Origin of the sequence: Staphylococcus sp. HMSC034C12 (assembly GCF_001835895.1) — a bacterium.
GTDB classification, from domain to species: domain Bacteria; phylum Bacillota; class Bacilli; order Staphylococcales; family Staphylococcaceae; genus Staphylococcus; species Staphylococcus hominis.
The window spans coordinates 1-26,553 of record NZ_KV826310.1; the positions used below are offsets into that span (position 1 = coordinate 1).

30 protein-coding genes, 1 tRNA gene and 1 riboswitch are annotated in these 26,553 nt (G+C 30.1%); of the genes, 4 read left to right on the forward strand and 27 right to left on the reverse strand.

Going from position 1 to position 26,553, the window contains the following annotated elements:
* Window positions 1-58: 58 nt before the first annotated feature.
* From HMPREF2629_RS02600 to HMPREF2629_RS02680, 17 genes are all read right to left on the reverse strand, one after another.
* Window positions 59-144 (reverse strand) — tRNA-Leu (locus HMPREF2629_RS02600).
* A gap of 270 nt (window positions 145-414) precedes the next feature.
* Entirely contained in the window at window positions 415-867 is a 453-nt protein-coding gene (locus HMPREF2629_RS02605) for a SprT family protein (RefSeq protein WP_017174802.1), read from the reverse strand.
* Complete coding sequence (locus HMPREF2629_RS02610; protein WP_070813134.1) at window positions 860-3,007, reverse strand: Tex family protein; 2,148 nt, start codon at window positions 3,005-3,007, stop codon at window positions 860-862. The genes HMPREF2629_RS02605 and HMPREF2629_RS02610 overlap by 8 nt, the downstream gene beginning before the upstream one ends.
* 125 nt (window positions 3,008-3,132) lie before the next feature.
* Window positions 3,133-3,903, reverse strand: coding sequence for an RNA polymerase sigma factor SigB (gene sigB, locus HMPREF2629_RS02615; protein ID WP_017174800.1), 771 nt, complete (start codon window positions 3,901-3,903; stop codon window positions 3,133-3,135).
* On the reverse strand, window positions 3,878-4,330 hold the full coding sequence (gene rsbW, locus HMPREF2629_RS02620) for an anti-sigma B factor RsbW (protein ID WP_049335593.1): 453 nt from the start codon (window positions 4,328-4,330) through the stop codon (window positions 3,878-3,880). The genes sigB and rsbW overlap by 26 nt, the downstream gene beginning before the upstream one ends.
* 28 nt (window positions 4,331-4,358) lie before the next feature.
* Entirely contained in the window at window positions 4,359-4,685 is a 327-nt protein-coding gene (locus tag HMPREF2629_RS02625; protein WP_002448686.1) for an anti-sigma factor antagonist, read from the reverse strand.
* Window positions 4,686-4,770: 85 nt separating this feature from the next.
* Window positions 4,771-5,772, reverse strand: a complete 1,002-nt coding sequence (locus HMPREF2629_RS02630) for a SpoIIE family protein phosphatase (protein ID WP_017174799.1) — start codon at window positions 5,770-5,772, stop codon at window positions 4,771-4,773.
* Between the two features lie 371 nt (window positions 5,773-6,143).
* Entirely contained in the window at window positions 6,144-6,506 is a 363-nt protein-coding gene (locus HMPREF2629_RS02635; protein WP_017174798.1) for a type II toxin-antitoxin system PemK/MazF family toxin, read from the reverse strand.
* Window positions 6,503-6,673, reverse strand: coding sequence for a type II toxin-antitoxin system antitoxin MazE (mazE, locus tag HMPREF2629_RS02640; protein WP_002448681.1), 171 nt, complete (start codon window positions 6,671-6,673; stop codon window positions 6,503-6,505). The genes HMPREF2629_RS02635 and mazE overlap by 4 nt, the downstream gene beginning before the upstream one ends.
* Window positions 6,674-6,758: 85 nt before the next feature.
* Window positions 6,759-7,904 carry an alanine racemase gene (gene alr, locus HMPREF2629_RS02645; protein ID WP_048787778.1) on the reverse strand — a complete coding sequence of 382 codons (1,146 nt, stop codon included), beginning with the start codon at window positions 7,902-7,904 and terminating at the stop codon, window positions 6,759-6,761.
* Window positions 7,905-7,946: 42 nt separating this feature from the next.
* A complete protein-coding gene (gene acpS, locus HMPREF2629_RS02650) occupies window positions 7,947-8,300 on the reverse strand; it encodes a holo-ACP synthase (protein ID WP_017174796.1) in 354 nt (117 codons plus the stop codon).
* A gap of 27 nt (window positions 8,301-8,327) precedes the next feature.
* Window positions 8,328-8,810: a PH domain-containing protein gene (locus tag HMPREF2629_RS02655; RefSeq protein WP_049417165.1), complete on the reverse strand. Its 483-nt coding sequence runs from the start codon at window positions 8,808-8,810 to the stop codon at window positions 8,328-8,330.
* Window positions 8,803-10,305: a PH domain-containing protein gene (locus HMPREF2629_RS02660; RefSeq protein ID WP_054105570.1), complete on the reverse strand. Its 1,503-nt coding sequence runs from the start codon at window positions 10,303-10,305 to the stop codon at window positions 8,803-8,805. The genes HMPREF2629_RS02655 and HMPREF2629_RS02660 overlap by 8 nt, the downstream gene beginning before the upstream one ends.
* Window positions 10,295-10,774: a PH domain-containing protein gene (locus HMPREF2629_RS02665; RefSeq protein WP_017174793.1), complete on the reverse strand. Its 480-nt coding sequence runs from the start codon at window positions 10,772-10,774 to the stop codon at window positions 10,295-10,297. The genes HMPREF2629_RS02660 and HMPREF2629_RS02665 overlap by 11 nt, the downstream gene beginning before the upstream one ends.
* A gap of 247 nt (window positions 10,775-11,021) precedes the next feature.
* The gene (locus tag HMPREF2629_RS02670; protein WP_048787780.1) at window positions 11,022-12,533 is read right to left on the reverse strand and encodes a degradosome RNA helicase CshA; all 1,512 of its coding nucleotides are present in this window, start codon (window positions 12,531-12,533) and stop codon (window positions 11,022-11,024) included.
* 231 nt (window positions 12,534-12,764) lie between these two features.
* Window positions 12,765-14,120: a UDP-N-acetylmuramoyl-tripeptide--D-alanyl-D-alanine ligase gene (gene murF / locus HMPREF2629_RS02675; RefSeq protein WP_017174791.1), complete on the reverse strand. Its 1,356-nt coding sequence runs from the start codon at window positions 14,118-14,120 to the stop codon at window positions 12,765-12,767.
* Window positions 14,121-14,135: 15 nt separating this feature from the next.
* Window positions 14,136-15,206, reverse strand: coding sequence for a D-alanine--D-alanine ligase (locus HMPREF2629_RS02680; protein ID WP_017174790.1), 1,071 nt, complete (start codon window positions 15,204-15,206; stop codon window positions 14,136-14,138).
* A 375-nt stretch (window positions 15,207-15,581) separates the two neighbouring features.
* Here HMPREF2629_RS02680 and HMPREF2629_RS02685 point away from each other — a divergent pair, with 375 nt between their 5' ends.
* On the forward strand, window positions 15,582-16,766 hold the full coding sequence (locus tag HMPREF2629_RS02685) for an FtsW/RodA/SpoVE family cell cycle protein (protein WP_048787782.1): 1,185 nt from the start codon (window positions 15,582-15,584) through the stop codon (window positions 16,764-16,766).
* A 160-nt stretch (window positions 16,767-16,926) separates the two neighbouring features.
* Here HMPREF2629_RS02685 and HMPREF2629_RS10995 read toward each other — a convergent pair whose 3' ends face one another.
* From HMPREF2629_RS10995 to csoR, 3 genes are all read right to left on the reverse strand, one after another.
* A complete protein-coding gene (locus HMPREF2629_RS10995) occupies window positions 16,927-17,064 on the reverse strand; it encodes an Lmo0850 family protein (RefSeq protein ID WP_002437525.1) in 138 nt (45 codons plus the stop codon).
* A gap of 112 nt (window positions 17,065-17,176) precedes the next feature.
* The gene (locus HMPREF2629_RS02690) at window positions 17,177-17,386 is read right to left on the reverse strand and encodes a putative copper chaperone CsoZ (protein WP_019835618.1); all 210 of its coding nucleotides are present in this window, start codon (window positions 17,384-17,386) and stop codon (window positions 17,177-17,179) included.
* A gap of 15 nt (window positions 17,387-17,401) precedes the next feature.
* Window positions 17,402-17,695: a copper-sensing transcriptional repressor CsoR gene (gene csoR / locus HMPREF2629_RS02695; RefSeq protein ID WP_002437530.1), complete on the reverse strand. Its 294-nt coding sequence runs from the start codon at window positions 17,693-17,695 to the stop codon at window positions 17,402-17,404.
* Between the two features lie 165 nt (window positions 17,696-17,860).
* Here csoR and cls point away from each other — a divergent pair, with 165 nt between their 5' ends.
* Window positions 17,861-19,345 (forward strand): cardiolipin synthase, encoded by a 1,485-nt coding sequence (gene cls, locus HMPREF2629_RS02700; protein WP_054105572.1) that lies wholly within the window; start codon window positions 17,861-17,863, stop codon window positions 19,343-19,345.
* A gap of 34 nt (window positions 19,346-19,379) precedes the next feature.
* Entirely contained in the window at window positions 19,380-20,027 is a 648-nt protein-coding gene (locus HMPREF2629_RS02705; protein ID WP_002448635.1) for an HD domain-containing protein, read from the forward strand.
* 57 nt (window positions 20,028-20,084) lie between these two features.
* Here HMPREF2629_RS02705 and yidC read toward each other — a convergent pair whose 3' ends face one another.
* The 7 genes from yidC to HMPREF2629_RS02740 all read right to left on the reverse strand — a co-directional run bounded on the left by yidC (window position 20,085) and on the right by HMPREF2629_RS02740 (window position 25,905).
* The gene (yidC, locus tag HMPREF2629_RS02710; protein WP_054105569.1) at window positions 20,085-20,954 is read right to left on the reverse strand and encodes a membrane protein insertase YidC; all 870 of its coding nucleotides are present in this window, start codon (window positions 20,952-20,954) and stop codon (window positions 20,085-20,087) included.
* An 88-nt stretch (window positions 20,955-21,042) separates the two neighbouring features.
* Window positions 21,043-21,681: a thiamine phosphate synthase gene (gene thiE, locus HMPREF2629_RS02715; RefSeq protein ID WP_048787784.1), complete on the reverse strand. Its 639-nt coding sequence runs from the start codon at window positions 21,679-21,681 to the stop codon at window positions 21,043-21,045.
* Between the two features lie 2 nt (window positions 21,682-21,683).
* Window positions 21,684-22,472 carry a hydroxyethylthiazole kinase gene (thiM, locus tag HMPREF2629_RS02720; protein WP_017175143.1) on the reverse strand — a complete coding sequence of 263 codons (789 nt, stop codon included), beginning with the start codon at window positions 22,470-22,472 and terminating at the stop codon, window positions 21,684-21,686.
* Entirely contained in the window at window positions 22,465-23,286 is an 822-nt protein-coding gene (thiD, locus tag HMPREF2629_RS02725) for a bifunctional hydroxymethylpyrimidine kinase/phosphomethylpyrimidine kinase (RefSeq protein WP_017175142.1), read from the reverse strand. The genes thiM and thiD overlap by 8 nt, the downstream gene beginning before the upstream one ends.
* Window positions 23,279-23,968 (reverse strand): thiaminase II, encoded by a 690-nt coding sequence (gene tenA / locus HMPREF2629_RS02730; RefSeq protein ID WP_019835613.1) that lies wholly within the window; start codon window positions 23,966-23,968, stop codon window positions 23,279-23,281. Before tenA ends, thiD begins: the two co-directional genes overlap by 8 nt.
* Before the next feature lie 76 nt (window positions 23,969-24,044).
* Window positions 24,045-24,147: riboswitch (TPP riboswitch) on the reverse strand.
* Between the two features lie 212 nt (window positions 24,148-24,359).
* Window positions 24,360-25,106 carry a transglycosylase family protein gene (locus HMPREF2629_RS02735; protein ID WP_017175140.1) on the reverse strand — a complete coding sequence of 249 codons (747 nt, stop codon included), beginning with the start codon at window positions 25,104-25,106 and terminating at the stop codon, window positions 24,360-24,362.
* Window positions 25,107-25,509: 403 nt separating this feature from the next.
* Window positions 25,510-25,905 (reverse strand): single-stranded DNA-binding protein, encoded by a 396-nt coding sequence (locus HMPREF2629_RS02740; protein ID WP_017175139.1) that lies wholly within the window; start codon window positions 25,903-25,905, stop codon window positions 25,510-25,512.
* Window positions 25,906-26,098: 193 nt separating this feature from the next.
* On the opposite strand from HMPREF2629_RS02740, the gene HMPREF2629_RS02745 reads away from it, so the two are divergent.
* Complete coding sequence (locus HMPREF2629_RS02745; RefSeq protein WP_017175138.1) at window positions 26,099-26,539, forward strand: YwpF-like family protein; 441 nt, start codon at window positions 26,099-26,101, stop codon at window positions 26,537-26,539.
* The last annotated feature ends 14 nt before the right edge of the window (window positions 26,540-26,553 follow it).

The following is a 26,553-nucleotide window of genomic DNA, read 5'->3' on the forward strand; positions in this document are numbered from 1 at the left end:
GAAGGCTGAGGTTTTGCCATTAAACTACACCCGCAATATATAATGATTGGAATTGATTTGGTGCGGCCGAGAGGACTTGAACCTCCACGGGATTTCTCCCACTAGGCCCTCAACCTAGCGCGTCTGCCATTCCGCCACGACCGCTGGCAAAACGCAATAATCTATTGATTATCGAGAACAGTATTTATTGTAAATGATTTGTAATAAAAAGTCAATAACTTTTTAATATTATTTTAAACAAATTTACTATTTTTTAATGTTTACGTCATTCATTAATACAACGATAACTATAATACATACTTTTTAAACATAAGTCAATAGTTTTTATTAAAAAGTTTAAAAACCTACAACATTGTAGGTTTTTAAAGGACATTGTTATATTAGTAAAGTCTTATTGTTCATATTTAAATTTATTTATAAATACATCTTTAATTTCAATTTACTTCCACATTTACCACATCTCATTTTATCAGTATTAACTTTTCTAATTCTTAGATATGTAGTTTTACATTTACAACATTGATATATATAATTTGCTCTTTCTTCATAGCTTTGAATCGGCTGACAAAATCTTGGCGCTTGAACTTTATTGCTTAGCATTTTAAAGTCATGATCCTTGTGTTGATAACCTTTTCCGGATAAATGTAAATGATAATGACATAGTTCATGCTTTATGATATTTATTAAAGCCTCTTTTCCAAAACGAGAAAATTGCTTCGGATTAATCTCAATATGGTGTGTAGATAATACATATCGTCCGCCTGTTGTTCGTAATCGAGAATTAAAATACGCTTTATGTTTAAAAGGTTGTTTAAAATACTCAAGTGAAGTTGTTTCTACTAACTTTTGAAGCATTTTATTATTCATTAGGATTAATCATAGTCAATGATACTTTTTCTTTATTTTTATCAATATTTAAAATCCAAACATCAACTATATCTCCTACACTAATAACATCCATAGGATTTTTAACATATTTCTTTGATAATTTTGAAATGTGAACTAAACCATCTTGTTTAACACCTATATCTACAAATGCTCCAAAATCTACTACATTTCTAACCGTTCCACTTAACTTCATACCTTTAGACAAGTCTTCGATTGATAATATGTCAGATTTTAACTGTGGTGTTTCATAGCTATCACGAGGATCACGATTTGGCGCTTTAAGAGATTTTATAATATCTTCTAGTGTTGGTTTGCCTATTCCAATTTCGTTTGATTTTTCTTCAATATTAATATCGCTAAGTGTTTGTTTAAGTTTATCTGAACCTAAATCATCAATTGATAGTTGTAAACTTTCTAAAAACTGATATGTCGCTTGATAACTTTCTGGATGAATAGATGTATTATCTAATGGTTCTTTACCATTAACTATTCTTAAAAATCCGATACTTTGTTCAAACGTTTTACTACCCAAACGTTTTACTTTGCTTATTTCGGAATGATGCTTTATAGATCCATTTTCTTCACGATAATCAATTATATTTTGAGCAATGGTACTTGATAATCCCGAAACATATTGAAGTAAAGATTTTGAAGCGGTATTTACATCTACACCTACTTGGTTAACTGCAGTTTCTACGACAAATGTGAGAGCTTGTTCAAGTTCTTTTTGGTTTACATCATGTTGATACTGTCCTACTCCAATAGATTTAGGATCAATTTTCACTAATTCACTAAGCGGATCTTGCACACGTCTACCAATAGACACTGCACTTCGTTCTTCAACTTGAAACTCTGGAAATTCATTTCTTGCTATTTCAGAAGTAGAATATACAGAAGCTCCTGCTTCATTTACGATAATAAATTGAGCATTTAGTTGATATTTTTTTATTACATTTGCTACAAATTGTTCCGTTTCACGACTTGCTGTACCATTACCAATTGCAATTAATTCAACATTATTTTCAGTTATCATTCTAACTAATTCTTTTTCTGCCAATTCTATTTTAGATTTTGGAGGATGAGGATATATAACACTTTTAGCAATAAATGTTCCAAAAGGATTAATAACAGCTAATTTACATCCAGTTCTAAATGCTGGATCGACACCTAAAATTTGTTTACCTTTCATAGGAGGCTGTAATAATAAATGTTTTAAATTTTCACTAAACACTTCTATAGCGTGATGCTCTGCTTTTTCAGTTAAATCATTTCGAATTTCTCTTTCAATTGAAGGCAAGATTAAACGTTTTAAACTGTCTTTAATTGCAGACTCAATATATTCAACTAGTTGATGAGCTTTTTTTACTTCTTGCGATTGTATAAATGTTTCTATTGAAGTAGTATCAAATTCAATTTTAATTGACAATACTTTTTCTTTTTCTCCACGATTCATTGCTAAAATTCGATGATTAACTATTCTTTTTATAGGCTCAGAATAATCATAGTACATACTAAATATCTCTTTTTCATCATTTGCTTGTTTTTTCTTTGTTGTCACAATCTTTCCTTGATAATAAACGTCTTTAAGTAAACGTTGTCGATACTTAGGATTATCCGAAATACGTTCAGCAATAATATCTTGAGCACCTTGAATTGCCTCATCAACTGTTTTAACTTCTTCACTTAAATATTTTCTAGCTTCTTCATTTACATTCATACTTTGTCCTTCTATTAAAAAGTGAGCTAATGGTGCTAATCCTTTTCGTTTTGCTTCAGTTGCTCTAGTTTTCTTTTTTTGTTTAAAAGGACGATATAAATCTTCTACACGTTGTAATTTTGTTTGTTGAAGAATGTCTTGCTTTAATTCATCAGTAAGTAAACCTTGTTGTTCAATATTATGTATAACTTCTTCTTTACGTTTTTGAAGATGCGCTACATATTGATATTCATCAGATATTTGTTTAATTTGAACCTCATCTAAACCACCAGTTGCTTCTTTTCGATATCTGGCAATAAAAGGTACTGTGTTATTTTCCTCTAATAGATTTAATACAGCTATGACTTGTTTTTCTAAAAATTGATATTTTTTTACAATATCATTAATTAATGTCTTTTCCATGTTATAACCACTCTTTGTATATAAATTCTCTTTAATTTTAACATATCTTTATTTTTACATTACATTTTTAACAATAAAAGGAGCGCCATAGAATTCAATATGAACTCATTGGTCGCTCCTCAATTTCATTGCTTAGCAGCTTGTTGTAATTTTCGTATTGCAGTTCGTTGTAATCTAGATACATGCATTTGACTAAGTCCAATACGTTCACCAGTTTCCTTTTGACTTAATCCTTCAATGAAAGTACATTGAATAATTTCTCTTTCTCTATCAGATAAGATTGGTAAAATACGTTCAAGAATCATTCGTTTTTCAGTAAGGTCATAATTATCATCTTGTTGACCCATAATATCTAACAATGTAACTGTAGATCCATCCTTATCTGCTTCAATTGAATGATCTACGCTAAGTGCGTTATAGCTTTGACCCATTTCCATGGCTTCTAATACTTCTTCTTCATTTACTTCTAAACGATTCGCGATTTCTAAAATTGAAGGAGAACGTCCGAGTTCATTCGTAAGTTCATCGCCCACTTTTTTTATTCTTGGACCAATTTCTTTAATTCTTCTAGGAACATGAACGCTCCATGTCTTATCTCGTAAATATCTTTTAATCTCACCAATAACAGTTGGCACTAAGAATGCTTCAAATTTGCGATCGAAAGATATATCAAATCTGTTAATAGCACCTATTAAACCAACCATACCCACTTGAACTAAATCTTCATGATGTGATTGTCCTTTTGAATACTTATATGCTAATGATTCAATTAGTTTGCGATAATGTTTAACTAATTTATCTTGCGCATGAGGATTTATATTGTCTTGGTGTTCTTTAATCCATTGGTTAATTTGTTCAGGTGATATCTCATTAACTGATTTCGACTCTTTCGTCATTATTTGGCACCTGCTCTTTTTTTATATACTTAATCATACTAATTGTTACACCAGACTCTTTTGAAACTTTTACTTCATCCATTAATGATTCAATCAAAAATAGCCCTAGCCCACCTTCACGTAAGAAATCGATATTTTCGTTTTCTTGGTAAGGCCCTAATTTTGATTTTGTAGATTCGTAGTCAAAACTTTCACCTTGATCTGAAATAATAATCTTAATTTTGTCATCAAATAATTCAAAACAAATATTAATCATACCATTTTGTTCACTATGTTTATACGCATGTTTGACAGCATTAGTAACCGCTTCACTTACTGCAATTTTTGAATCTTCAATATCATCGTATGAAGCACCTGCTCTTGTAAATACTCCTGATAAGGTAAGGCGAATTAAACTTACATATTCTGCTGAGGCAGGTAACTTCATTTCAATATAATCATTTTTGAGTGACAAATTACTCTACCTCCGTTCCTTCATTAACGTGCATTAAATCTTTTAAACCAGTAATATCAAATAATCTACTAATTCTATCTGTGACACCTAAAATATATAATTCTTTATCATTTTGATTTAGAGCCTTTAATGTTCCTACAAATAAGCCTAAACCCGTTGAATCCATATAACTTACATTTGCTAAGTTCACGTGAATATCATGATTTCCTTCTTGGCGCATAGGCACAAGTACTTCTTCTAACTCGGGTACTGTATATACGTCTAACTCTCCACCAACAATAACTTCATAATAATCATCATGGGTTATCGTTTCTATATTAAGATTCATTTACTTACACTCCTAATCTTTTTCGATATGTATACTATAGCAACTATACCCATTATTATTATAATATAATCAAAAAATTAAATAATTAATTCACTCTTTTTATTACTAAAATTGTCATGTCATCTCTTTTTTGCGTATTTTGTATTTTTAAAATGGCTTCATATAAGATTTGAACAATATCTTGGGGATGCATATGCTTATATTTTCTAATTAAATTAAGAACAGTATCTTTTGCAATAAACTCCCCCTTTTTATTTCTAGCTTCTGTTACACCATCAGTAAAAATAATAATTAAATCATCTAAATATATTGGAATTTCTTGTTGACTATATCGCGTATGTTGACTTACACCAAGTACTCTTCCTCGAACTTCAATTTCTTCAAATGTTTCAGTTTCAGCTCTATAAATGTATCCTGGTTCATGACCTGCTGAACTACAATATAATAAGTGATTCATTTCTTCATATAGTCCATAAAACATCGTGACGAACATATTTTGATTAACATTTTTTTCTACCACACGATTGAGTCGTTTTAAACCATCACTTGGTAATTGTGAATGACCATAGGAATCCATTCCAAATTTAATCATACTCATTGCTAATGCTGCTGGAATCCCTTTCCCTATAACATCTGCTACAGCAAAACTCATCGTACCATCTCTATGATCAATTAAATTAAAATAGTCTCCACTTACTTTTTGAGCAGCTACTGAAATAACACCTATTTGTATACTATCAAACTGTGGAATGTCTGTTTTTAACATCGTTTGTTGAAGTCTAGAGGCTAAGTCAATTTCTTTATCGTGGAATTGCATTTTATCAACTAAATTTTGATAATCTCTATAGCTATATCCAAAGCCTTTTACTACTTCTTCTAATACGTCTAATGTATCTAAGATTTGAGATGTTTTTAAATTTAAAGAAGCAATATACGTTTTATGTAAATCAACAACATCTTCTGGTAGAATATCCTTTTTGATTACTTCTTCAGTGAATTCATCGCACTTCTTTAAAAATTGTTCTTTATTTTTAGTAACCAAGCTCTCATCTATAAGTTGCTTATAGTTTTTTTTAAATTCTTCCACGAATTTTGCCTCCTTACTTCATAGCTGATTAAAATATGTTTAAATATTGTCTGACACAATACAACATTTTAAATTTATTCATTAATATCAAATGTATATTATTCTAAAATAACTCTTCTACTTAAAAAGGGAGCAAGACAGTATTCATTTTGTGAATATGCTGTCTTACCCCCGCAAGGTTAATTGAAATTGAAAACTTAAGTTAAATATTTTCAATTCAGTTAACTACTGCGATATCTCTAAATAGTCATAAACTTACTCAATAGTATCATTGAATTCAACTGAATTTAGTCTAATTAAAACTTTTCAAAAGTACAATTGATTTATTTCAAAAGTTTATTTCATATTTTTTGGATTATACATATAAAATACTAATTTTTTTGAGGACGAACATCGTGTAAACCTAAACTGATATCCAATGCATCGTCAACTTCTTTCATTTTATCTTCTGATAAATATGTAAGTTTCTCTTTCAATCTTTTTTTATCCAATGTTCGTATTTGTTCTAAAAGAATGACTGAATCTTTATCTAAACGATATTTTTTCTTTTCTATTTCTACATGTGTTGGTATTTTCGCTTTATTAATCCTACCAGTAATCGCAGCAACGATTACTGTAGGACTATATTTATTACCAGTATCATTTTGAATGATAACTACAGGTCTTACTCCCCCTTGTTCAGACCCTTGAACTGGTGATAAATCAGCTAAATATACATCGCCTCTTCTAATCATTCACTTTTATAATTAGATGTAAGATATGATTCGTTACAATCACAAGCTTCACATTCTAATGGAAATGCTTCTGTTGCTAGGGAGAGGTTTAAATCGGCCATTTGGACATAGCCCTCTTTTAATGATTGTTCAAGACTATGGCTTCTATTCTGATTAAAAGTTAACATACTATGAACCTCCAATTGATACAAACAAGACATTATAAACTTTAATTTAGTTTTATAATAACAAATTTTGTAACAAGTGACTATACTAATTTAATAATTCATTTGTAACTTCAAATTTTTTATTTAAATAATATATTCTTGGAAGTCTGCGTCCTAAATTACATAAAACTTCATAATTAATTGTATTTTGTTTTACAGCTAATGCCTCTACTGCTTGTGAAGAATTTAAATTGTTATCTATTAAAATAACCTCATCTCCTTCTTTCACATCATCTGGTACACTAATAATCATTTGATCCATGCATACTCTTCCAATGATTTCACATTGCTGTTGATTGACATTTACGGCAAATCCTTGCATAGATCTTAAGAAACCATCTGCATATCCAATTGGTAAAACCGCTATTTTCATTTTTTCAGTTGCAGTGAATGTACTTCCATAACTTACAGAGTCTCCAGGATTTAAATATTTAGTTTGAACAACTTGAGTTATTAATTTAGCACTTGGTTTTAATTGAACATCAACTTCATTTCTAACATATTCAGAAGGATAATAACCATATAGTGAAATTCCAAGTCTTAACGCATTGCATAATTTACAATTTGCTAATAAAGCGCCCGCTGAGTTTTGAGCATGTATATATTTTGGTCGCTCTGCTTTTGTTACCAACTCTTCAAAAAATGCATATTGCTGTTTCATTGAATCACCAGGTTCATCTGCATTGGCAAAGTGAGTAAAAACGCCGTCAAAAATAAGATTTGGATGTTCTTTAATAAGATTAATGACTAACTGATACTCTTCAAGCGTTTTAATCCCTAGTCTCCCCATTCCAGTATCTAATTTCACGTGAAGATATACATGATCTGAGTTATCTTCTATATAATGAATCGCTCGTTCTAACCAAAACTGTGAAGGCACAGTTAAGGTAATGTCATATTGAATCGCTTTATTTATATCTTTCGGTGATATCGCACCTAAAACTAATAGTTTAGCATTTACATTATGTAAGCGTAATTCAATGGCTTCATCTAAAGTAGCAACTGCAAAAAATTGAGCCCCATTATTTTCTAAAATTTCTGCTATTTTTACACTTCCTAATCCATATCCATTCGCTTTAATTACAGGAATCACCAACTTATCACTTTGAAGTGTTTTAAAAATATTATAATTGTATAGAATGGCATCAAGATCTACAATTAAATATGTCGGTCTATAAGCAACATCTGACATATGAAGTCCTCCTTATTTAAACTTATAAAAAATTGATATGATTTACTTTTCTAATATTACTTCACTCATTGCGTAATGTTGTGTATGCGTAATCGAGACATGAACAATAAAACCAGGATATTCGATGCAAGGTTTCCCCTTTTCATCGTTATAACAATCAATATCATTAAATGCTACCGTTTTTCCTAACCCTGTTCCTAATGCTTTACTAAATGCTTCTTTAGTTGCAAATCGTCCTGCTAAAAATTCTAATTTTCTTTTATCATTTTTAAAAGAGTTAAATTTTTGCTGTTCTTGCTCTGTTAGTATTCTATGTATTAATTTATCACTTTGTTTAATATACACGTCTTTTATTCGGTCAATTTCAATTAAATCAATACCAATACCATGTATCATATCCACACCTCACTTAATTATCCTTTATCATTCATATAGTTCTAGTTCGTGTTTTCTATTTTGAATCATTTGTTTTAAATAAATCGCTTCTTTTTTTGCAATTAGTTCTATATTGCATTCTCCACCTGCAGTAGATAAATGAAGATGTGCTAATTTATATTTTCTCATTATGAATCCTTCTATGACTTCTATATTTTGTATTCTATAAAACGGTATCATATCTGTTTCAACAGTTATGATACCTTTTCTAATATGAATCTCGTTTTCATCATAGTAATAACTGAAATAATGATATCTCAGAAGCGGAATAACAATAATAAATAGTATGATATAAAGCAATATAATGACTATAGAAATAATGATATTAATTGAAAGTTTTGATATATGAGTAAAATAAACATCTATCATATTGAGTAGAAATAAAAAAACAGTAATAATTATAAGCCCTATCAATGATGTGATTCTCATCACCTTTAGACCACTCGTGTTCATAAAACTATGTTCACTCAATCTTAGACCCTCCTAAATAGGTCTCAATATTTAATTGAACCTGTTTTTCAGAAGCATATTTAAGCTTAATATCTTCATTTACCGCACCCTTAGCTATAATAAAATGTAAATGTGCTAAACGACTCTTTTCTAACAATGGATTTTGATTAACATTCATACCAATAATTTTATCCTTTTTAAAATAATAAGAATTAATATGCATGATACTTACTTGACGAAGTGCAATTTCATTTTTTCTATTGCATAATCCAGAAACAGATATATACACATACGCATGAATTGCCATAAAGATAATCATAATTATCGCTATCATATAACTCCATATACTCCAATAGTAAGCACCTATAGTTGCGCCAAGAATTAATATGATACTAGGTATAAAAAAATGTCGATGATATCCTCGTTTTGGTACATTTTCAGTAATAGAGTTAAATTGCATTTCAGGAATTAATTTTCTAATAATAAAATATGCCTCTTTTTTATTAATAAATGGAAGAATCATAATTTTTCCATTTTCACTTACATCTTCATTAGATTTAACTTCTAAATCACTTGTAATAATAAAGTATATAGAGGTATATCCAAATAACTTTCTAATAAATGACTGTTTTTCTACAACTGCTTGTAATCGTTCAGTAGGCACTGTGATATTTTTTACATTTAGTAATCCATAAGTAATTTTCAACTCATTATCACGTTGTGTGATTGTATAGTTATAATAACGGAGAAAAACAATTAGAGTACCTATAACATAACAAAATATAAGTACAGTCAATATAATAATAGTCACTAAAAACGTCACTGACTGTATCCATTGAAAAAGACGAGATGTCCATTTTTCCCATGGGATAACATCTTCAAATGCACCTATAATAGGGGAAATAGTGGCGAATGCTACACCTATCACGCCACTGGTCAATGACATAAAAATCAACAGTTTATTAGACATTTTAAAAATTACTTTATTATTACTATTATCTTCAGATATTAATTCTTGTTCGCTATTATTGGGCTTATGATTAGTCTCTATTTCTTGACTATCTAACTGAAGTTGTCTTTTTTTAATTGTACGTTCAATCAATTCACTTTGTTGTTTCGAAATCGTTTCAAGTTCAATACCATCACTCGGCGTTTTAATTTGTAGTCGTACTCCACCTACTAATTGATTAATCAGTCCTTGTGTGGTATCTAAGGATTGAATTCGATTCAAATTTAATTCTTTGCGTTTTTTATTTAACCATCCAGATGTGACTATAAATTGATCATTTTCTATCCAATAACGCGTTAGACGTACTTTTTGAAATTGATTAATCATAGAAAAAAGAATAATCAATAAAAAGATACCTGGTCCAATATAATGTCTAATATTTGTAAAATCAAAATTCCATATATTAAATCCAATAAACACGATAATGACAAAAATGTTTTGCTTTATAACATTTATTAGACCCGTGAAATAAGAAATCGGATGTAGTTTTTGAGGTTTAAATATCATCATTACTACCTCGCATTTGTGATAAGATATGTAATATTAATCGTTCTGCTTCTTTATTAGAAACAACAGGTGTTGTGAGTTCATGACCTGCAGTTACAACAATGATTCTCTTAAGATTAAACTGTTTTAATAACGGATTTGTTTTAACCTTTAAAAGTTGTAACCTTTCAATTTTTGTTGTTTTGTACCTTTTAAAAATAAAAGTATTTAAAATTTCTATGTTCTTATTTTCTATATTATAAAATCTATAAGAGTATCTATTGATAGGTTGGAGAATAAAACGAATAAGAGAACAAATAGTTAACACAAGTAGAATATAAAAAATAAAATGTGGCCAGTGAAATGCTTTCCAACAACACAACCCACCACCCAAAATAATGAGCTCTATTAGTAACGTGACTCCACTTACTAACCAATGATATAAAAATGCGGATTTAGGACTTTTATGAAAAGAGTGATGTAATTGCACAATAAACTCCTTAACAATTTTTTTATATTATATCATACTATTTTTTAAAAATAATATGATAGATATTAATGTAAAAACCAAAACTGAATACTATCTATTTAAATACGATCAATTATCCTCTTTTTCTTTAAAATAATATTAGTATAAGCATTTATAAATTTAATAGGTAACTTATAATCAAAAAGAGCTTGAGACATATGTTTATATCTCAAGCTCAATCAAGCAAATTTATTCTTATCTATAACAACTATTTTTGTAAATCAGCAAACGTACGACCTTTGATAGATGTTTTTCTTTTATCTTGTCTATCTCGACGATCTTGTTTTTTACCTTTTTTCTTGTTGAAATTACCTTTTGATCGTTTATTTTTGTTATCAAATTTATTATTTCGTTTACCACCACGTCTTGATTGATTACCTTTATTATTACGACTCTTTCTTGCAAGTGGCTTTTCGAAAGTTAATTGAACTTCAACTTCATCGTTTGCTTCGACAAGTTCTTGTAATAATGAAGCTACTAATTCAGTACTATCATATTCTTCTAATAATTCACTAGAAATACGTTTTAAACGATCTTCACTCTCACGTGACATCCAGTTTTTAACTTTGTCTTTAATATCTTCTTCACGTGCTTTAAGCACTTCTTTACGATGAGGTGGTCTTAAAGCTTTCATTCTTCTGTCATTTACTTCTTCAATTTGACGAATGTAATCCATTTCAATTGGGTTAACAAACGTAACAGCAATACCTTCTTTACCTGCACGACCTGTACGTCCAATTCTATGTGTATAACTTTCAGTATCTTGAGGTATATCAAAATTATATACGTGACTTACACCTGAAATATCAAGACCACGTGCTGCAACGTCTGTGGCAACTAATATATCAATTTGATCGTTTTTGAATTTTTTAAGTACTTCTAAACGTTTGGCTTGTGTAATGTCTCCATGTAATCCTTCTGCTTTGTAACCCTTAGTAAGCAATGCACTTGTTAACTCATCCACACGACGTTTAGTTCTACCAAATACAATAGCTAACTCAGGTTGATGTACATCTAAGAAATTAGTAAATGTATCAAATTTTTCTAACTCTTTAACAATTGTATAGTATTCGTCGATTTGAGGATCAGACATTTCATTGTTCATTGTTTTAACAATTTGTGGTGACTTCATAAATTGTTGTACTAATGTCTGAATAGCTTTAGGCATTGTCGCTGAAAATAACATTGTTTGTCGTTGTTCAGCAGGGATTTTATCCATAATAAATCTCATATCATCAATGAAGCCCATGTTCATCATTTCGTCCGCTTCATCTAAAATTAAAGTATGAATATCATTCGTTTTTAATGTACGACGATTTAAATGATCGATAACACGTCCTGGTGTTCCTACTACAATTTGAGGCCCACGTTTTAACGCTTTAATTTGTCTATCAATTGGCATACCACCAAAGACAGTAACAACTTGAATATTTTGTCCACGACTGAATTCGCGTAATTGTTCAGCAACTTGCATTGCTAATTCTCTTGTAGGTGCTAAAATTAAAGCTTGAACGCCTGATTTTCCAACAACTTTTTCTATTAAAGGGATACCAAAAGCTCCTGTTTTACCCGTACCTGTCTGAGCTTGACCAAGGATATCTTTTCCTTCTAATGTATAAGGGATACTTTCTTTTTGGATCGGTGTTGGTTCTTTAAAACCCATTTCTTCTAGGGTTTTTACCGTTTTATCCGAAATCCCTAATTCTTTAAAATTTTGCAATATAATTCTCCTTTTAATTCTTTTATTTATCAATATACGTTTTTGTATATAAGGTCTTCTTATTACGTCAACTTCTATATAGTACCACCTAAAAATAGTTATAGCAATAAAGCAATTTTCATATCTACAGCAAATAACATTTTTAAGTAGAGTATTGGTTCTATTAAAATAATAAAAAGAAGTTGCTTTGAAACCTTTCATTTCTAAGCAACTCTTAATTATTATTAATAATTAAATTAAAGCATTTACTACTTCTTCAAGTTTATTACCACGTGACCCTTTAATTAACACTTTGTCATCAGGTTGTAAAATAGACTTTAAATAATGAGTCAGTTCATTTTTATCTGAAAAATAAGCTACATCTTCCACAAACTGGCCACCTGTACGACTTATAAACTTAGCATCATTACCGTAAGTAAGTAACGTATGAATACCTTTATTGTCCAAATAAGCACCTACATCTTCATGCATACGTTGACTATTTTCACCTAATTCTAAAGAATCAGCGAGTACAATGATTTTACGTCCATTCATATTACTTAATGTATCAATAGCAGCTTTCATACTTGTTGGACTTGCATTGTAAGCATCATTAATAACCGTAATTTGATTATTAGTAACATGTCGTTCCATACGCATACCTGTGAGTTGTACATTACTTATATTCTTTTGAATTGTGTCGTAATCTAAACCAAGTTCATGTCCAATTGCAATAGCGATAGTAGCATTTTTCATGTTGTGAATACCTAAAATTGGTAATTCATAATGTTCCTTGTTATTTATCGTAAATGCTATACCATCATTTTTACTATTTTCCACTTTACATACTAATGTATTGTCATGATTTAAACCAACACTAACAAGTTTAGCATCTTTCACATTTTCAACATGCGGTTTTAGAAGTGGTTCATCTCCATCATATATAAATGTGCCATCAGATTTAAGACCAATAGTAATTTCAGATTTGGCTTTAGCAATACCTTCTCTAGAACCTAAATCTTGCATGTGAGATTCACCAATATTTGTGATAACCGCAATATCAGGTTCCGCAATTTTAGATAACAATTCAATTTCATGGAATCCTGACATACCCATTTCCAAAATAGAAATTTCTGTGTCTTTGTCTAATTGAAGAATGGTTAAAGGTAAACCAATTTCATTGTTATAGTTACCTTGTGTTTTTTTGACTCTAAATTCGGTATGTAACACACTTTCAATCATATCTTTTGTTGTGGTTTTACCATTAGAGCCGGTCACTCCAATTACTTTTGGATTAACATGCTTTAAGTACGCTTTAGCTAATTGTTGTAAAGCAGTTAATGTATCATCTACCCATATAATAGGTCCTTGAATTGAATCGCTAATATCCTGTCCTTTTTCATAAAATGAAGCACCAGCACCATCTTTTAGTGCTTGTTCTACAAAACGATGACCGTCTACATTTTCACCTTTAAATGGAACAAATAACATCTCTTTTTCTACATGACGAGAATCGATAGTGACTCCTTTAATTTGATGTTCTAAATATGCTTCATCAATATCGCAAGATATCCATTTTTGAATTTGTTTTAAAGAAACTTCAATCATACTTAGGCTCCTCGCTTAATCGATAGTATATTTATTTTTCTTTTTATCTTCGTAACGTTCTTTAGCTAAATCAATTAGTTTAGTGATTAAATCAGAGTATGATAATCCCATATTTTCCCATAAACTTGGATACATGCTAAATGCTGTAAAACCAGGCATCGCATTTGTTTCATTAATGTAGATTTGATTATCTTCCGTCACAAAGAAATCGGCACGTACTAATCCAGAACAATCTGTAGCTTTAAATGCTTCTAATGCCATATTACGTAACGTCATTTGAACCTCTTCATCTAAATCTGCTGGAATTTGTAAACTGATTTTACCGTCTTTATATTTTGACTTATAGTCATAAAATTGAACATCTTTAATTACTTCTCCAGGCCATGTTGTTTCAGGATAATCATTACCTAAAACTGCGACTTCCACTTCACGTGCAATAATACCTTGTTCAATCACTAACTTACGATCAAATTGAAATGCTTCTTCAATCCCTTTTTTAAGTTCATCTTCATTATTACATTTACTAATACCCACACTAGATCCAAGGTTAGCAGGTTTTACAAATACTGGGTATGTTAATTTATCATTAACGAGTTTAATAATATTACCTTCATATTTTTCATATTCACTTCTTAAAAAACTAATATAAGGTAGTTGTGGTAAACCGCGATGTTCAAACAATTGTTTCATTACTAATTTATCCATCGAACTTGATGCAGCTAATACACCATTTCCTACATATGGTAAATCTAGCACTTCAAATAAACCTTGAATGGTACCATCTTCACCATTTGGTCCATGTAATAATGGGAAAATAGCATCATATTTACTTCCTTCCCCATTTTCTTTTAAAAGTAATGTAATTTCTCCAGGACTTATGTCTTCTAAATGTAATTCTTCAACAGTTTTAATATTTTTTGTAATATTTTCTTTTTTCTTCCATTGACCATCATTTGTAATATATATAATATCTACAAGATACTTGTCTTTATTAATCGCATTTAATACATTTTGTGCTGTTAAAATTGATACATCATGCTCAGCACTTTTACCACCATATACGATACAAATATTTTCTTTTACCATGTTTTATATCCTCCATCGAGAAAAATAATGACAAAAGCCATTTATAAATTGAAGTTTAATTACGCTTTTGTTTCTCTCATCATAATTATAATACTATAATGTATTAAGTTTAAATTGTTAATTATACTTTTCATTAACGATATGTAATTTAAATTATTCTTTCTAAATGTCCATATTATCACAGTATCAGTGTTTTTTGCATTTACCAATAAATAAAAATATGTATATTTCTTAAAGAATAGTCCATTCATGTTAATTGTTATTTTTTAGATTAAACTGCTTCGACTTTATATCATCTTCTATATTTTGTAGCATAATCATATAAAGTCATGTAAAATCTATATATACTATTCCATAGAATTTAAGGAGTTTTTTATGAAATATTCATCCCGTCAACAGCCTACAACACATTGGCTTCGAAAAATTGACTGGATACTTATAGCATTAATAATGATTTTAGCCATCATTAGTGTGACTACAATCAGTTCTGCTATGGGTGGCGGCCAATATAGTGCCAATTTTGGTATTCGTCAAATTATCTATTATATTTTAGGAGCAATACTAGCACTTATTGTGATGATTTTTTCTCCCAAAAAAATAAAAAATAATACATATATATGGTATATCTTCTTTTGTATCTTACTACTAGGTTTATTAATCATTCCTGAAACACCTATTACGCCTATTATTAATGGCGCTAAAAGTTGGTATGCTTTTGGTCCAATTAGTATTCAACCTTCAGAATTTATGAAGATTATTTTGATACTTGCATTGGCTAAAATCGTTTCTAATCATAATCGATTTACATTTAATAAATCTTTTCGTACTGATTTAATCTTATTTTTTAAAATCATTGGCATATCCCTGGTACCTATGATATTAATTTTACTTCAGAATGATTTAGGAACTACATTGGTTCTGTGTGCCATTATTGTTGGAATCATGCTAGTGAGTAGTATTACATGGCGCATTCTTGCTCCTATCTTTATTACTGTAGCCGTATTAGGAAGTAGCATTATTTTAGCCATTATATATAAACCCTCTCTGATTGAGAAAACGTTACATATCAAAATGTACCAAATGGGTCGAATCAATTCATGGTTAAATCCTTATGCTTATAGTAATGGAGATGGCTACCATTTAACGGAATCGTTAAAAGCTATAGGATCCGGTCAATTATTTGGTAAAGGTTATAATCACGGAGAAGTATACATTCCAGAAAACCATACCGATTTTATTTTTTCTGTCATTGGAGAAGAAATTGGATTTATTGGAGCAGTGATATTACTTCTTATATTCCTAGCTTTAATTTTCCATCTTATCCGTTTAGCTATAAAAACAACTTCATCATTTAATAAGGTATTTTTAATTGGTTATATTTCTTTACTCGTCTTCCATATTTTGCAAAATATCGGTATGACGATTCAACTCTTACCTATTACAGGTATACCACTACCATTTATTAGTTATGGTGGTAGCGCATTATGGAGTTTAATGCTAGGTATTGGTGTTATACTTTCTATTTATTACCATCAAAAGCCAGCGTCCAAAGATGCTTAGTGATAAATATATTTTAATTCAGTTAATAACATGAAAATAGTATAAAAGAGAATGGGACAAAACTCATTTTGACATTATCGTTCCACTTCGATAATGTATCTCCAACATATAAAAAAGTCTGAGACAACTAATAATGTCTCAGACTTTTTTCAATCACATATTATTTAAGTTCTTGAGTAACGGTTTTTGTGGTAGGCAAAGTATTAATAATGTCGAAACGAGATTTTGTTTTTTTGATATTGACGCCTAAAGATGATAATAATTTGACTACATTTTGTAACTTATCTGATTTGTTCATGGTATCTCACCTCGTTTTTTGACCTTCAATGATATACTACCCTAATTAGTCATGCTTTACTACCATATTTGAAAATTATTTTAAATTATTTAAGTTACACTAAAGCTTTTTATTATGAAAGTACTTTAAATCCAGCGTCATAAATTTCTTTTTCAATACTATTTAAATTAGTAGGTGTTTCATATTCAACATTAACCTTATTTCTTTCTATATCGATTGATACCGTATGTACTCCAATCATATTTAACAAACGTTCATTTAACATTTGTGCTTGTTCTTCTGTTTCAATGTTATCTATAAATACAATATTACGGTTTAACATATTACAATCTCCTAACTAATCTTTCACTAGTTTTTGAAATGTCACTAGTAGTTCTTCCATTGCTTCTTCTTCAGTACCTTGATTTATTTTTTCCATAATACAACTTTTCATGTGATGTTCCAGTAACTTAGTAGCAACACTATTAAGTGCTGAACGTGTTGCTCTTATCTGAGTTAATACATCATCACAGTAGACGTCTTCATCAATCATTCGATTAATTGCTTTAACTTGTCCTTCTATTCGATTTAATCGAGATTTTAAATTTAATTTAACTTGCTCAGAATGATGGGCATGATTTTGATTTTCCAACTAATTCACCCTTTCATAACTTCTATATCATCGTATAATTTCCTCTTTATTACGTCAATTATACATTTTTATTTTAAAAATTAATCATACCATTTATTATAGTGCATGGTACAATATTTGTTAGTACATTAATTTTAAATGATTTAGGAGGTTCAATTAATGAATATGGTAGAGATCGTGCAATTATCTTTTTTACACTCTTCTTTAATTATTAACATCATATTAATCACTGCCTTTATATTAAACTTGATTTTCGCATTTATCATTATCTTCATGGAACGTCGTAGTGCAGGTTCCATTTGGGCGTGGCTTTTAGTTCTTGTATTTCTACCGATAGTAGGATTTATTTTATATCTATTATTAGGGCGTCAAATACAACGCAAACATATTTTTAAATTAAAAAAAGAAGATCGTAAAGGTTTAGCTATGATCGTTGATGAGCAATTAAATGCACTTGAAAAAGATGATTTTTCTAAAGGTAATCATCAAATTGTTAAGTTTAAAGAAATGGTGCACATGTTACTCTATAATAATGCTGCATTTTTAACTACTGATAACAGTATAAAAATCTTTACAGATGGTCATGCTAAATTTGACGCATTAATTGAAGATATTCAGAATGCTAAAGATTATATACATATTCAATACTATATTTTCAAAAGTGATGGTCTTGGACGTCGTATTTTAAAGGCACTCGAAGACAGACTTGAAGATGGTATAGAAGTTAAAATGTTATATGATGATATGGGTTCAAGAACATTACGCAAGAAAGATTTGAAACAGTTTAAAGACAAAGGTGGACGCGCAGAAGCCTTCTTCCCTTCCAAATTGCCCTTAATCAATTTAAGAATGAATAACCGTAATCATAGAAAAATTGTAATTATAGATGGCAAGATTGGCTATGTTGGGGGGTTTAATGTTGGTGATGAATACCTTGGTAAAGATAAAAAATTTGGTTATTGGAGAGATACTCATTTAAGACTTGAAGGTGATTCTGTCAATGCATTAGAATTAAGATTCATCTTAGATTGGAATTCACAATCAACACGTGACAATATCAGCTATGAAGATAGATATTTTCCTGATGTAGATTCAGGCGGCGAGATTGGTGTTCAAATCGCTTCAAGTGGTCCTGATGAAGACTGGGAACAAATTAAATATGGCTATTTAAAAATGATTATGTCAGCAAAACATTCTATTTATATTCAATCACCTTATTTTATTCCTGATCAAGCTTTTATTGATGCCATAAAAATTGCCGCTTTAGGTGGAGTTGAAGTTAATTTAATGATTCCTTGTAAACCCGATCATCCTTTTGTTTATTGGGCTACATTAAAAAATGCCGCTTCTTTATTAGACGCAGGTGTTAAAATTTATCAATATAATAATGGATTTCTACATTCAAAAACACTCATTGTCGATGATGAAATCGCTACTGTAGGTACAGCAAATATGGATAATCGTAGTTTTACATTAAATTTCGAAGTGAATGCGTTCATTTATGACGAAGATATTTCTCTTCAACTTAAAAAAGCATTTATTAAAGATATGAAAGTCTCATATGAGTTGACTAAAGAATTATATAATCAACGTAGTACTTGGATTAAGTTTAAAGAAGACATATCTCAATTATTATCACCTATTCTTTAAACGCATTCAATACATGTTTTTAAAGGAGTAGTTTATGAATCAAGCAGAACAAATATTATTAGCTAAAGAATATATGTACCAATTTCATAAAAATGATTACTCTGGACATGATATTGCACATATTGAACGTGTCACATTATTAGCTAAATATATTGCCAAACAAGAACATCAAGGCGATTTTCTTACAATAGTATTGTCAGCTTTATTGCATGACGTCATAGATGATAAATTGACTGATAAACACCATGCTTTAAGCGAATTACATCAATTTTTTAAAAAAATAGAATTGGATGATACTGTTCAAAAGAATATTATTTTTATTATTAAACATTTGAGTTATCGAAATGGTAGAAATAACGATGTTACACTTCCAATCGAAGGACAAATCGTTAGAGATGCTGATCGCTTAGATGCTATTGGTGCTATAGGTATCGCAAGAACGTTTCAATTTTCTGGACATTTCAATGAGCCGATGTGGACAGAATCTCCCTATCATTCAATTCCTTCAGAAAAAGATATGGTTGATTTACCTCCTTCTGCTATTAGACACTTCTATGATAAGTTATTAAAATTAAAAAAATTAATGCATACACAAACAGGATTTCAACTAGCTGAAGAACGTCATCAATTTATGAAACTATTTTTATCTCAATTTTATAGCGAGTGGCACTTAGAAGAATAAAAAAAGTAGGAAAAGATCATCTATCTTTTCCTACTTTTTTATCGTATTATGCTTATATTATTTTTTCTTCTTATTATTTTTAGAAACAACTTGCGTATTTTTACCTTTTTTATTTGAATTATTTTCTTTATGTGCCTCAACCATAGGTCCAATTTCTTGTTTTGCAACTTTTTCATAATGTTTATTTGCAAAGAATGTTTGAATAATTAAGAATGCCGCACTGACAGACCAATATAAACCTAGTGCTGAAGCTGAACTTAATGAAATCCAAATAATCATAATAGGTGAAACAATCATCATCATATAAGTCATTTGACGTTGTTCTTCAGGCATTTGTTTACTTGACACCCATGCTTGAATAAAGTATAACACACCGGCAATAATAGTAATCCAAATATCAGGATGTACTAAATTAAACCATAAGAAATGTGGATGTTCTGTAATACCGCCACCAATACGATAACGCAATACGAAATATAATCCCATAACAATAGGCATTTGAATTAAAACAGGTAAGCAGCCTAAAGCACTCTTCATAGGATTGATATCATATTTCTTATAAACTTCCATCATTTCCTGATTAGCAGCCATTTTTTCTTCTTGAGTACGTGCACGTTTCACTTTTTCTTGTACACCTTCTACTTCAGGTTTAGCAATTTTCATTTTTTCACGCATCATATGGCTATTTTTATAGTTTGATAGCATGAAAGGCAATAAGATAATACGAATAACTAATACTAAAACGATGATTGCAATACCATAATCATCATGAAAAACAGAATGGCCTAACCAATGTAGAATTTTAGCCATTGGTTCAACGAATGTATTGTAGAAAAATCCATTTCTATTACTAGATTTGGAATAGTCACATCCAGCTAAAAAGACCATTACCCCTAATAACAAAGGTAGTCGCGCTTTCTTCTTCATTTTTACACCTCTATTGATATATTCACGTAGAAATAATTTTATCATAGATAGGGTGTACTAGAAAACAAAAACTGAAAAAAAGAGATATTTATTTGAAATAGTGCTTTAATTTATTAACAGTCTTGTCAATATTTTGACTATGTGTAATGACTGAAATAACTGACACACCATCAGCGCCTTCTTTAGCTATAGGTTCACAATTGTCTTCAGTAATACCACCTATAGCAACCATAGGTAAGCTTGGATTAATATTTTTTAATGTTGCAATCATTTCAGGACCTACAGGGGCACTTGCATCAGATTTTGAAGATGTCTCATACATTGGACCTACACCTATATAATCTACGTGTTCTAAATCTGATTGTTGATATTCCTTTACGTTTCCTACACTTAACCCTATAATTTTATTTTTAAAACGATTAGCAAAAGAAGCAATTATTTCGTCATCTTGACCTACATGTATACCATCTGCATCAATTTTTTCAGCTAAATCCACATCATCATTAATTAGAAAAGGTACTTTATACTCATGACAAAGTGTTTTTAATTCCTTAGCTAAGGCTTCTTTTTCATCCCCTACTAAAGCATTTGGCCCTTTTTCTCGAAATTGAAATAATGTAATTCCTGATTCTAATGCTGCTTTTAAAACATCTTTAATATTTTGATCACCGATGATGTCTTGTGTTCCACATATAAAATAGACTTGTAAGCTTTTTGAATCAAACATATTTAAACCTCTTCACGTTTTACAAATTGTTTATAAGTATCATAGTTAAGTTGATACATTTCATCAAGTAATTGAGATAAAAATGTTCCAGGTCCATTAACCTTTTCACTTTTTTCAGCAATCTCTGCAGCGATATTATAATAACTTACTGATTCTTCTAATACTTGTAATGATGGATGTGTATTTCTAAATAAAAATCCAGCAACTAAACCGCCTAATAAACAACCAGCGCCTGTGATTTTTGCCAGTAATGGAGAACCATTTGATAGTTTGACAATTTGATTATCTTGAATAATAACATCTTCTCTACCTGTAATAACAATTGCTGTTTGATATTTTTCATAAGCTTTTTTAGCAATTGTCACTACATCTAAGTCTGTTTCCCCATCAGTGCCTTTCATTGTAGTATTTGAATCTACTAAAGTAAGAATTTCAGATGCATTTCCTTTAATCACAGAAACATTTATTTCAGAAAGAAAAGTTTCACAGAATTGTTTACGATATGTTGATGCGCCTACAGCAACTGGATCAAATACAATGGGTGTACCTTGTTGATTAGCAATTTTTCCAATTTCTAAAATATCTTTTTCATTTGCTTTAGTTAATGTTCCAATATTTATAAGCAGTGCCCCTGCTACTTTATAGAACTCTTCTGCTTCTTCTGGAGCTTCACTCATTGCTGGACTTGCACCAATACTCAAGAGTCCATTCGCAGTGAAGTTTTTAACCACATCATTGGTATAACAGACTACTAGTGGATTCTCTTGTCTTATCTTTTCTAAACTATTCATCGTCTAAACCTACTTTCTTCATATAAGCAAAATGGTTTACCGGGCCGCGTCCTTGACCGATTTCAGGTGTATGTTCAATACTTAATGAAATAAATTTTTTAGCTTTTTTTACAGCTTCATAAATTGTTTTACCTTTAGCTAGTTCGGCTGTGATAACAGCTGAAAATGTGCAACCTGTACCATGAGTATGTGGCGTATTAAATCGCTTCTCTTCAAAAGTATAGACATCATCTTTAGTAAATAAAAAGTCTTTAGCATTATTTAAATCAGCAGAATGACCGCCTTTAATTACTACACCTTTACTTCCTATTTCATTTATAAATATATGACCTGCTTTACGAATATTATCTTCAGTATCAATTTTCAAGCCAGTAATTTCTTCAGCTTCTGGAATGTTAGGAGTAACGACATCCGCTAATGGTAAGAGCGTTTTCTGAAGATGTTTTTTTGTTTCATCATCCATTAAGGAATCACCACTTTTTGCTAGCATAACTGGATCGATAACATAGGGAATATTGCTATGATTTTTTAAATACGTTTGAATCAGTTCCATCGTTTCATGTGTAGCAATCATTCCAGTCTTAATTGCGTGAGGTAATTCATCATCAAATACGCTATCTAATTGTTCTTTAACCCAACTAGTTTCTAGATTATGGATATGTTGAACTCCTTTAGTATTTTGAGCCACAATACTTGTAATAGCAGCCATTCCATATACGCCACAAGCATGGAATGATTTTAAATCTGCCATAACTCCTGCGCCACCAGAAGGGTCAGTACCAGCAATTGTTAACGCAATCTTAGGTTTATTCATGATTTGCTCCTCCAAAATCCCATTCTTCATCAATGTATGCCATATTAAAGAAGTGACGTTCATGTACAGTACTTTGTAAAAATGCTTCTTTAATTTCTCTTTTTTCCTGTTCGGTACAATGTTCTGTAAGTTCATTTAACAAACGGTCAAATACTTCAATTAAAGGTGCCATTTCAGTGCTATAAAAATCAAACCACTTAGCAGTAAGTGCATCTCTATTAAGATTTGAATCTTCTAATCCCCATTTAGCAACCACTTCATATACGTAAGGACATGGTGCCATTGCAGCTATAGTGTATGCAGCATTTTCGTGTGTATAAGCATGATAATACATATGTTTAATGTAATGATCTCCACTAGGTGGCCACACTTTTTCTTTTACAATTTCTTCATAAGGTTCATTAATATAGTCCGCTAAAATTTCATGGGCTTCTACTTCGCCGTCTAACATAAATTCAATTTGCTCTACTAAGAATTTCACTTCTTTCATAGTAGGTGCTTTAGGAATAAGTAAAGCATATAAATTAGTAAATTCTTTTAAATAAGAAGCATCAGCACGTAAGTATTGGCGTACTGCTTGTTTTGATAATTTTCCCTTTAATAAATCTTGAATAAAACCATCATTATAAATCTCTTCAATAATTGGCTTTGACGCTTGCTTTAATTCATCTGAAAAACTCATTAACTATTCCTCCTTAAATAAAAAAACTACATTTCAACGTAGAAATGTAGTCAATATTCAAAAAAATAGAATGAATGAATATGTATTACTACTTTCCTACGTTGGCATTAACCAAATCAGGTTATAAGGGTCTGAATGCTTCATCTCAGCCATGTTCCATGGCTCCCCTAGTAGTCTTTAGTTTAATTTAACCATAACAAAACCATTGTTATAATTCAAATAAAAAAGATATTCATTGAAATAAGTTTAATTCATACAACTATTATTATAAATATAATAAATAAAGAATAGTACAGAAATCTTTCTAAATTCAGTCATTACTATCAATATATATAAAAATGCCTAAGACAACTCATATTGTCTCAGGCACTAGTAAATTATTTATTAAGTTTTACGCTGTAACCCATTGAGATGGACCTGCAGTATTATAAAGTTTTACTGCCGCAGCATCTTGAACACTTTCAGGTGCTTGTGCTGGTGATACACCTTTATATTGTGCTGGTGCTACTGAATCCCAAGTAGATTGTAAGAATTGATATTTACCTGCTGCACCAGAAGAAGGGTTGATGGCATGAATATCTCCACCTGATTCGCGTTGAGCGATTTGTTGTAAATGACTATTTACATTTACAGATGAACCACTTGTTGATTGTTTAGGTTGATTTGTAGTTGCATTAGCAGGTGCTTGTTGTGTTTGAGTTGCTTGTTTAGTTTGTGTTGTTTTTGGTGCTTGTTGTGTTTGAGCTTCATTTGCATAGTGTTGACTTACATTTGAAGTTGAAGCTGATTGATTTATATGATTATAATTATTATTTTGGAAAGATACATTTTGTGCTGATTGAGTTGAAGCTACATTTTGATTAGCACTATTTACAGTTGAACCGTTTGATGGATAATATTCCCATTTAAAATATGTTCCATCTGACCAAAAATGATAAGTTTTACCATTTAAATTAAATTGGTAATTATAAGCTCCTTCTTGAATAGGATGTTGATTTAATGATTGATCGTTAGATTCCGCTAATTGAGCTAATTTTTCTTTATTAATTTGATTTTCACTTGCATCAGCATGACTTACGTTTCCTGCTACTAATCCTAAGCCTACTGCTAATGAAGATGCAATAATTGTCTTTTTCATAATAGTATAATCCTCCTAAGTCATTTGTTTTCTTAAATATTTTACGGATACTACTCTAACATCTAAAAAAGCTTAGCAGGTTACAGTGAAATAAAAAAAATATACTTATTTTACATTAAAATTACATAGATTTGTAAATAATTTTTCTTATATATATACTATAAACACTTTAATGGCAGTGTTTATTAGATATATAATAAAAGAACCAACTGTAATTACTTTGTAATATTTCAGAAAAATACACTGTCTTTTTTATCATTCAATGAATGAGTTGTATCTAATGTCTTATACATAGTTAAAGAGGTCGGAATATTTATACCGACCTCTTGAGTATATTTGAGTATAATTGAAAGACTTATTTTATATTAATTGGAAAGGTTTGGAGTATTAAAAATAGAGAGTTTTATTTTATATTCATTAATTCGAGATTATCAAATGGATAAGTGTCTGTATTTAGTGAGCTATCTGAGAGTTTTTCATTATTTAATTTAGGGGACATAAATTTAATTGTTTCAACATATAATTCTGTGACAAAGTGAGTTTGTTTTTCCTTTTCATATTTACGAGAACGCATTTGGCCAGTAATACCTACTAAAGATCCTTGAGAAGTATATTTTTCAATGTTGCTAGCCATCTTACCAAATGCTTTACAAAATATATAATCACACGCTATTTCATCATTTTCATCTTTATAATTACGTTCAGTAGCCACACTAAACGTTGCGATTTTCACCTCCTCATTATCATAAATTTTTGCATCTTTAGTCATACGACCAACGATTACTATCTTATTTAACATGTGTCACCTCCTTATATCGTTATATTAAATAGAATTGAATATAACGTCAAAAAGCTATTTTTTTAGATTTCTTCCCTTTTTAGTATTAATATCTGATATATTTAAGAAAAATATTAAGATATGAGACGACTTATTTAACAAAAAAACAATAATCATATAATTTAAAAATGTTTAAGAGTATGGGAGACATGTTATGAAGACTTTTAAAGCAGTTCGATTCCAAATAGTAAGCGATGATAACAGGATTTCAGAATTTGAACTTTATGATGGTGTTATTATAAATAAAGAGAATAGTGGTACAGGTTGGCTCCTAGAAATTGTAATTTCAGATACACATTATGATATCATGCAAAAATTTTATGAATCACAAACAGTATTAGATATCAGAGTAGTGATTACTAGACCTTCTAACGATCCAGCATTGTTTGATGCAACAATAAAACATATCTCTCTATTTGAAAGGAAAATATCAATTATTTTCGAGTGTCATATTTATACACACCGTCAGGTATACGCAGAAACACTATTAGAACAACTTATTGATGAAGGATTATCTGGAGAAGAATTAAAAATTACATTTAACAGAATGATGCAATCTAAACCGAAATTAAAAGAAGAAAAATTTGAAAGATAAAAATAGAGTAGTAA

Bases quoted from the DNA above. Each gene is read 5' to 3' on its own strand.
- HMPREF2629_RS02680 (WP_017174790.1), bottom strand. From the start codon at position 15,206: ATGGTAAAAGAAAATATTTGTATCGTATATGGTGGTAAAAGTGCTGAG.
- thiD (WP_017175142.1), bottom strand. From the start codon at position 23,286: ATGAATAAACCTAAGATTGCGTTAACAATTGCTGGTACTGACCCTTCT.
- HMPREF2629_RS02705 (WP_002448635.1), top strand. From the start codon at position 19,380: ATGAATCAAGCAGAACAAATATTATTAGCTAAAGAATATATGTACCAA.
- thiE (WP_048787784.1), bottom strand. From the start codon at position 21,681: ATGTTTGATTCAAAAAGCTTACAAGTCTATTTTATATGTGGAACACAA.
- acpS (WP_017174796.1), bottom strand. From the start codon at position 8,300: ATGATACATGGTATTGGTATTGATTTAATTGAAATTGACCGAATAAAA.
- HMPREF2629_RS02690 (WP_019835618.1), bottom strand. From the start codon at position 17,386: ATGTTAAACCGTAATATTGTATTTATAGATAACATTGAAACAGAAGAA.
- HMPREF2629_RS02610 (WP_070813134.1), bottom strand. From the start codon at position 3,007: ATGGAAAAGACATTAATTAATGATATTGTAAAAAAATATCAATTTTTA.
- cls (WP_054105572.1), top strand. From the start codon at position 17,861: ATGGTAGAGATCGTGCAATTATCTTTTTTACACTCTTCTTTAATTATT.
- tenA (WP_019835613.1), bottom strand. From the start codon at position 23,968: ATGAGTTTTTCAGATGAATTAAAGCAAGCGTCAAAGCCAATTATTGAA.
- yidC (WP_054105569.1), bottom strand. From the start codon at position 20,954: ATGAAGAAGAAAGCGCGACTACCTTTGTTATTAGGGGTAATGGTCTTT.
- alr (WP_048787778.1), bottom strand. From the start codon at position 7,904: ATGTCAGATGTTGCTTATAGACCGACATATTTAATTGTAGATCTTGAT.
- rsbW (WP_049335593.1), bottom strand. From the start codon at position 4,330: ATGAAGTTACCTGCCTCAGCAGAATATGTAAGTTTAATTCGCCTTACC.
- murF (WP_017174791.1), bottom strand. From the start codon at position 14,120: ATGATTGAAGTTTCTTTAAAACAAATTCAAAAATGGATATCTTGCGAT.
- HMPREF2629_RS02625 (WP_002448686.1), bottom strand. From the start codon at position 4,685: ATGAATCTTAATATAGAAACGATAACCCATGATGATTATTATGAAGTT.
- thiM (WP_017175143.1), bottom strand. From the start codon at position 22,472: ATGAATAGTTTAGAAAAGATAAGACAAGAGAATCCACTAGTAGTCTGT.
- HMPREF2629_RS02635 (WP_017174798.1), bottom strand. From the start codon at position 6,506: ATGATTAGAAGAGGCGATGTATATTTAGCTGATTTATCACCAGTTCAA.
- HMPREF2629_RS02605 (WP_017174802.1), bottom strand. From the start codon at position 867: ATGAATAATAAAATGCTTCAAAAGTTAGTAGAAACAACTTCACTTGAG.
- HMPREF2629_RS02745 (WP_017175138.1), top strand. From the start codon at position 26,099: ATGAAGACTTTTAAAGCAGTTCGATTCCAAATAGTAAGCGATGATAAC.
- sigB (WP_017174800.1), bottom strand. From the start codon at position 3,903: ATGACGAAAGAGTCGAAATCAGTTAATGAGATATCACCTGAACAAATT.
- HMPREF2629_RS02735 (WP_017175140.1), bottom strand. From the start codon at position 25,106: ATGAAAAAGACAATTATTGCATCTTCATTAGCAGTAGGCTTAGGATTA.
- HMPREF2629_RS02740 (WP_017175139.1), bottom strand. From the start codon at position 25,905: ATGTTAAATAAGATAGTAATCGTTGGTCGTATGACTAAAGATGCAAAA.
- HMPREF2629_RS10995 (WP_002437525.1), bottom strand. From the start codon at position 17,064: ATGAACAAATCAGATAAGTTACAAAATGTAGTCAAATTATTATCATCT.
- mazE (WP_002448681.1), bottom strand. From the start codon at position 6,673: ATGTTAACTTTTAATCAGAATAGAAGCCATAGTCTTGAACAATCATTA.
- HMPREF2629_RS02660 (WP_054105570.1), bottom strand. From the start codon at position 10,305: ATGATATTTAAACCTCAAAAACTACATCCGATTTCTTATTTCACGGGT.
- HMPREF2629_RS02685 (WP_048787782.1), top strand. From the start codon at position 15,582: ATGAAATATTCATCCCGTCAACAGCCTACAACACATTGGCTTCGAAAA.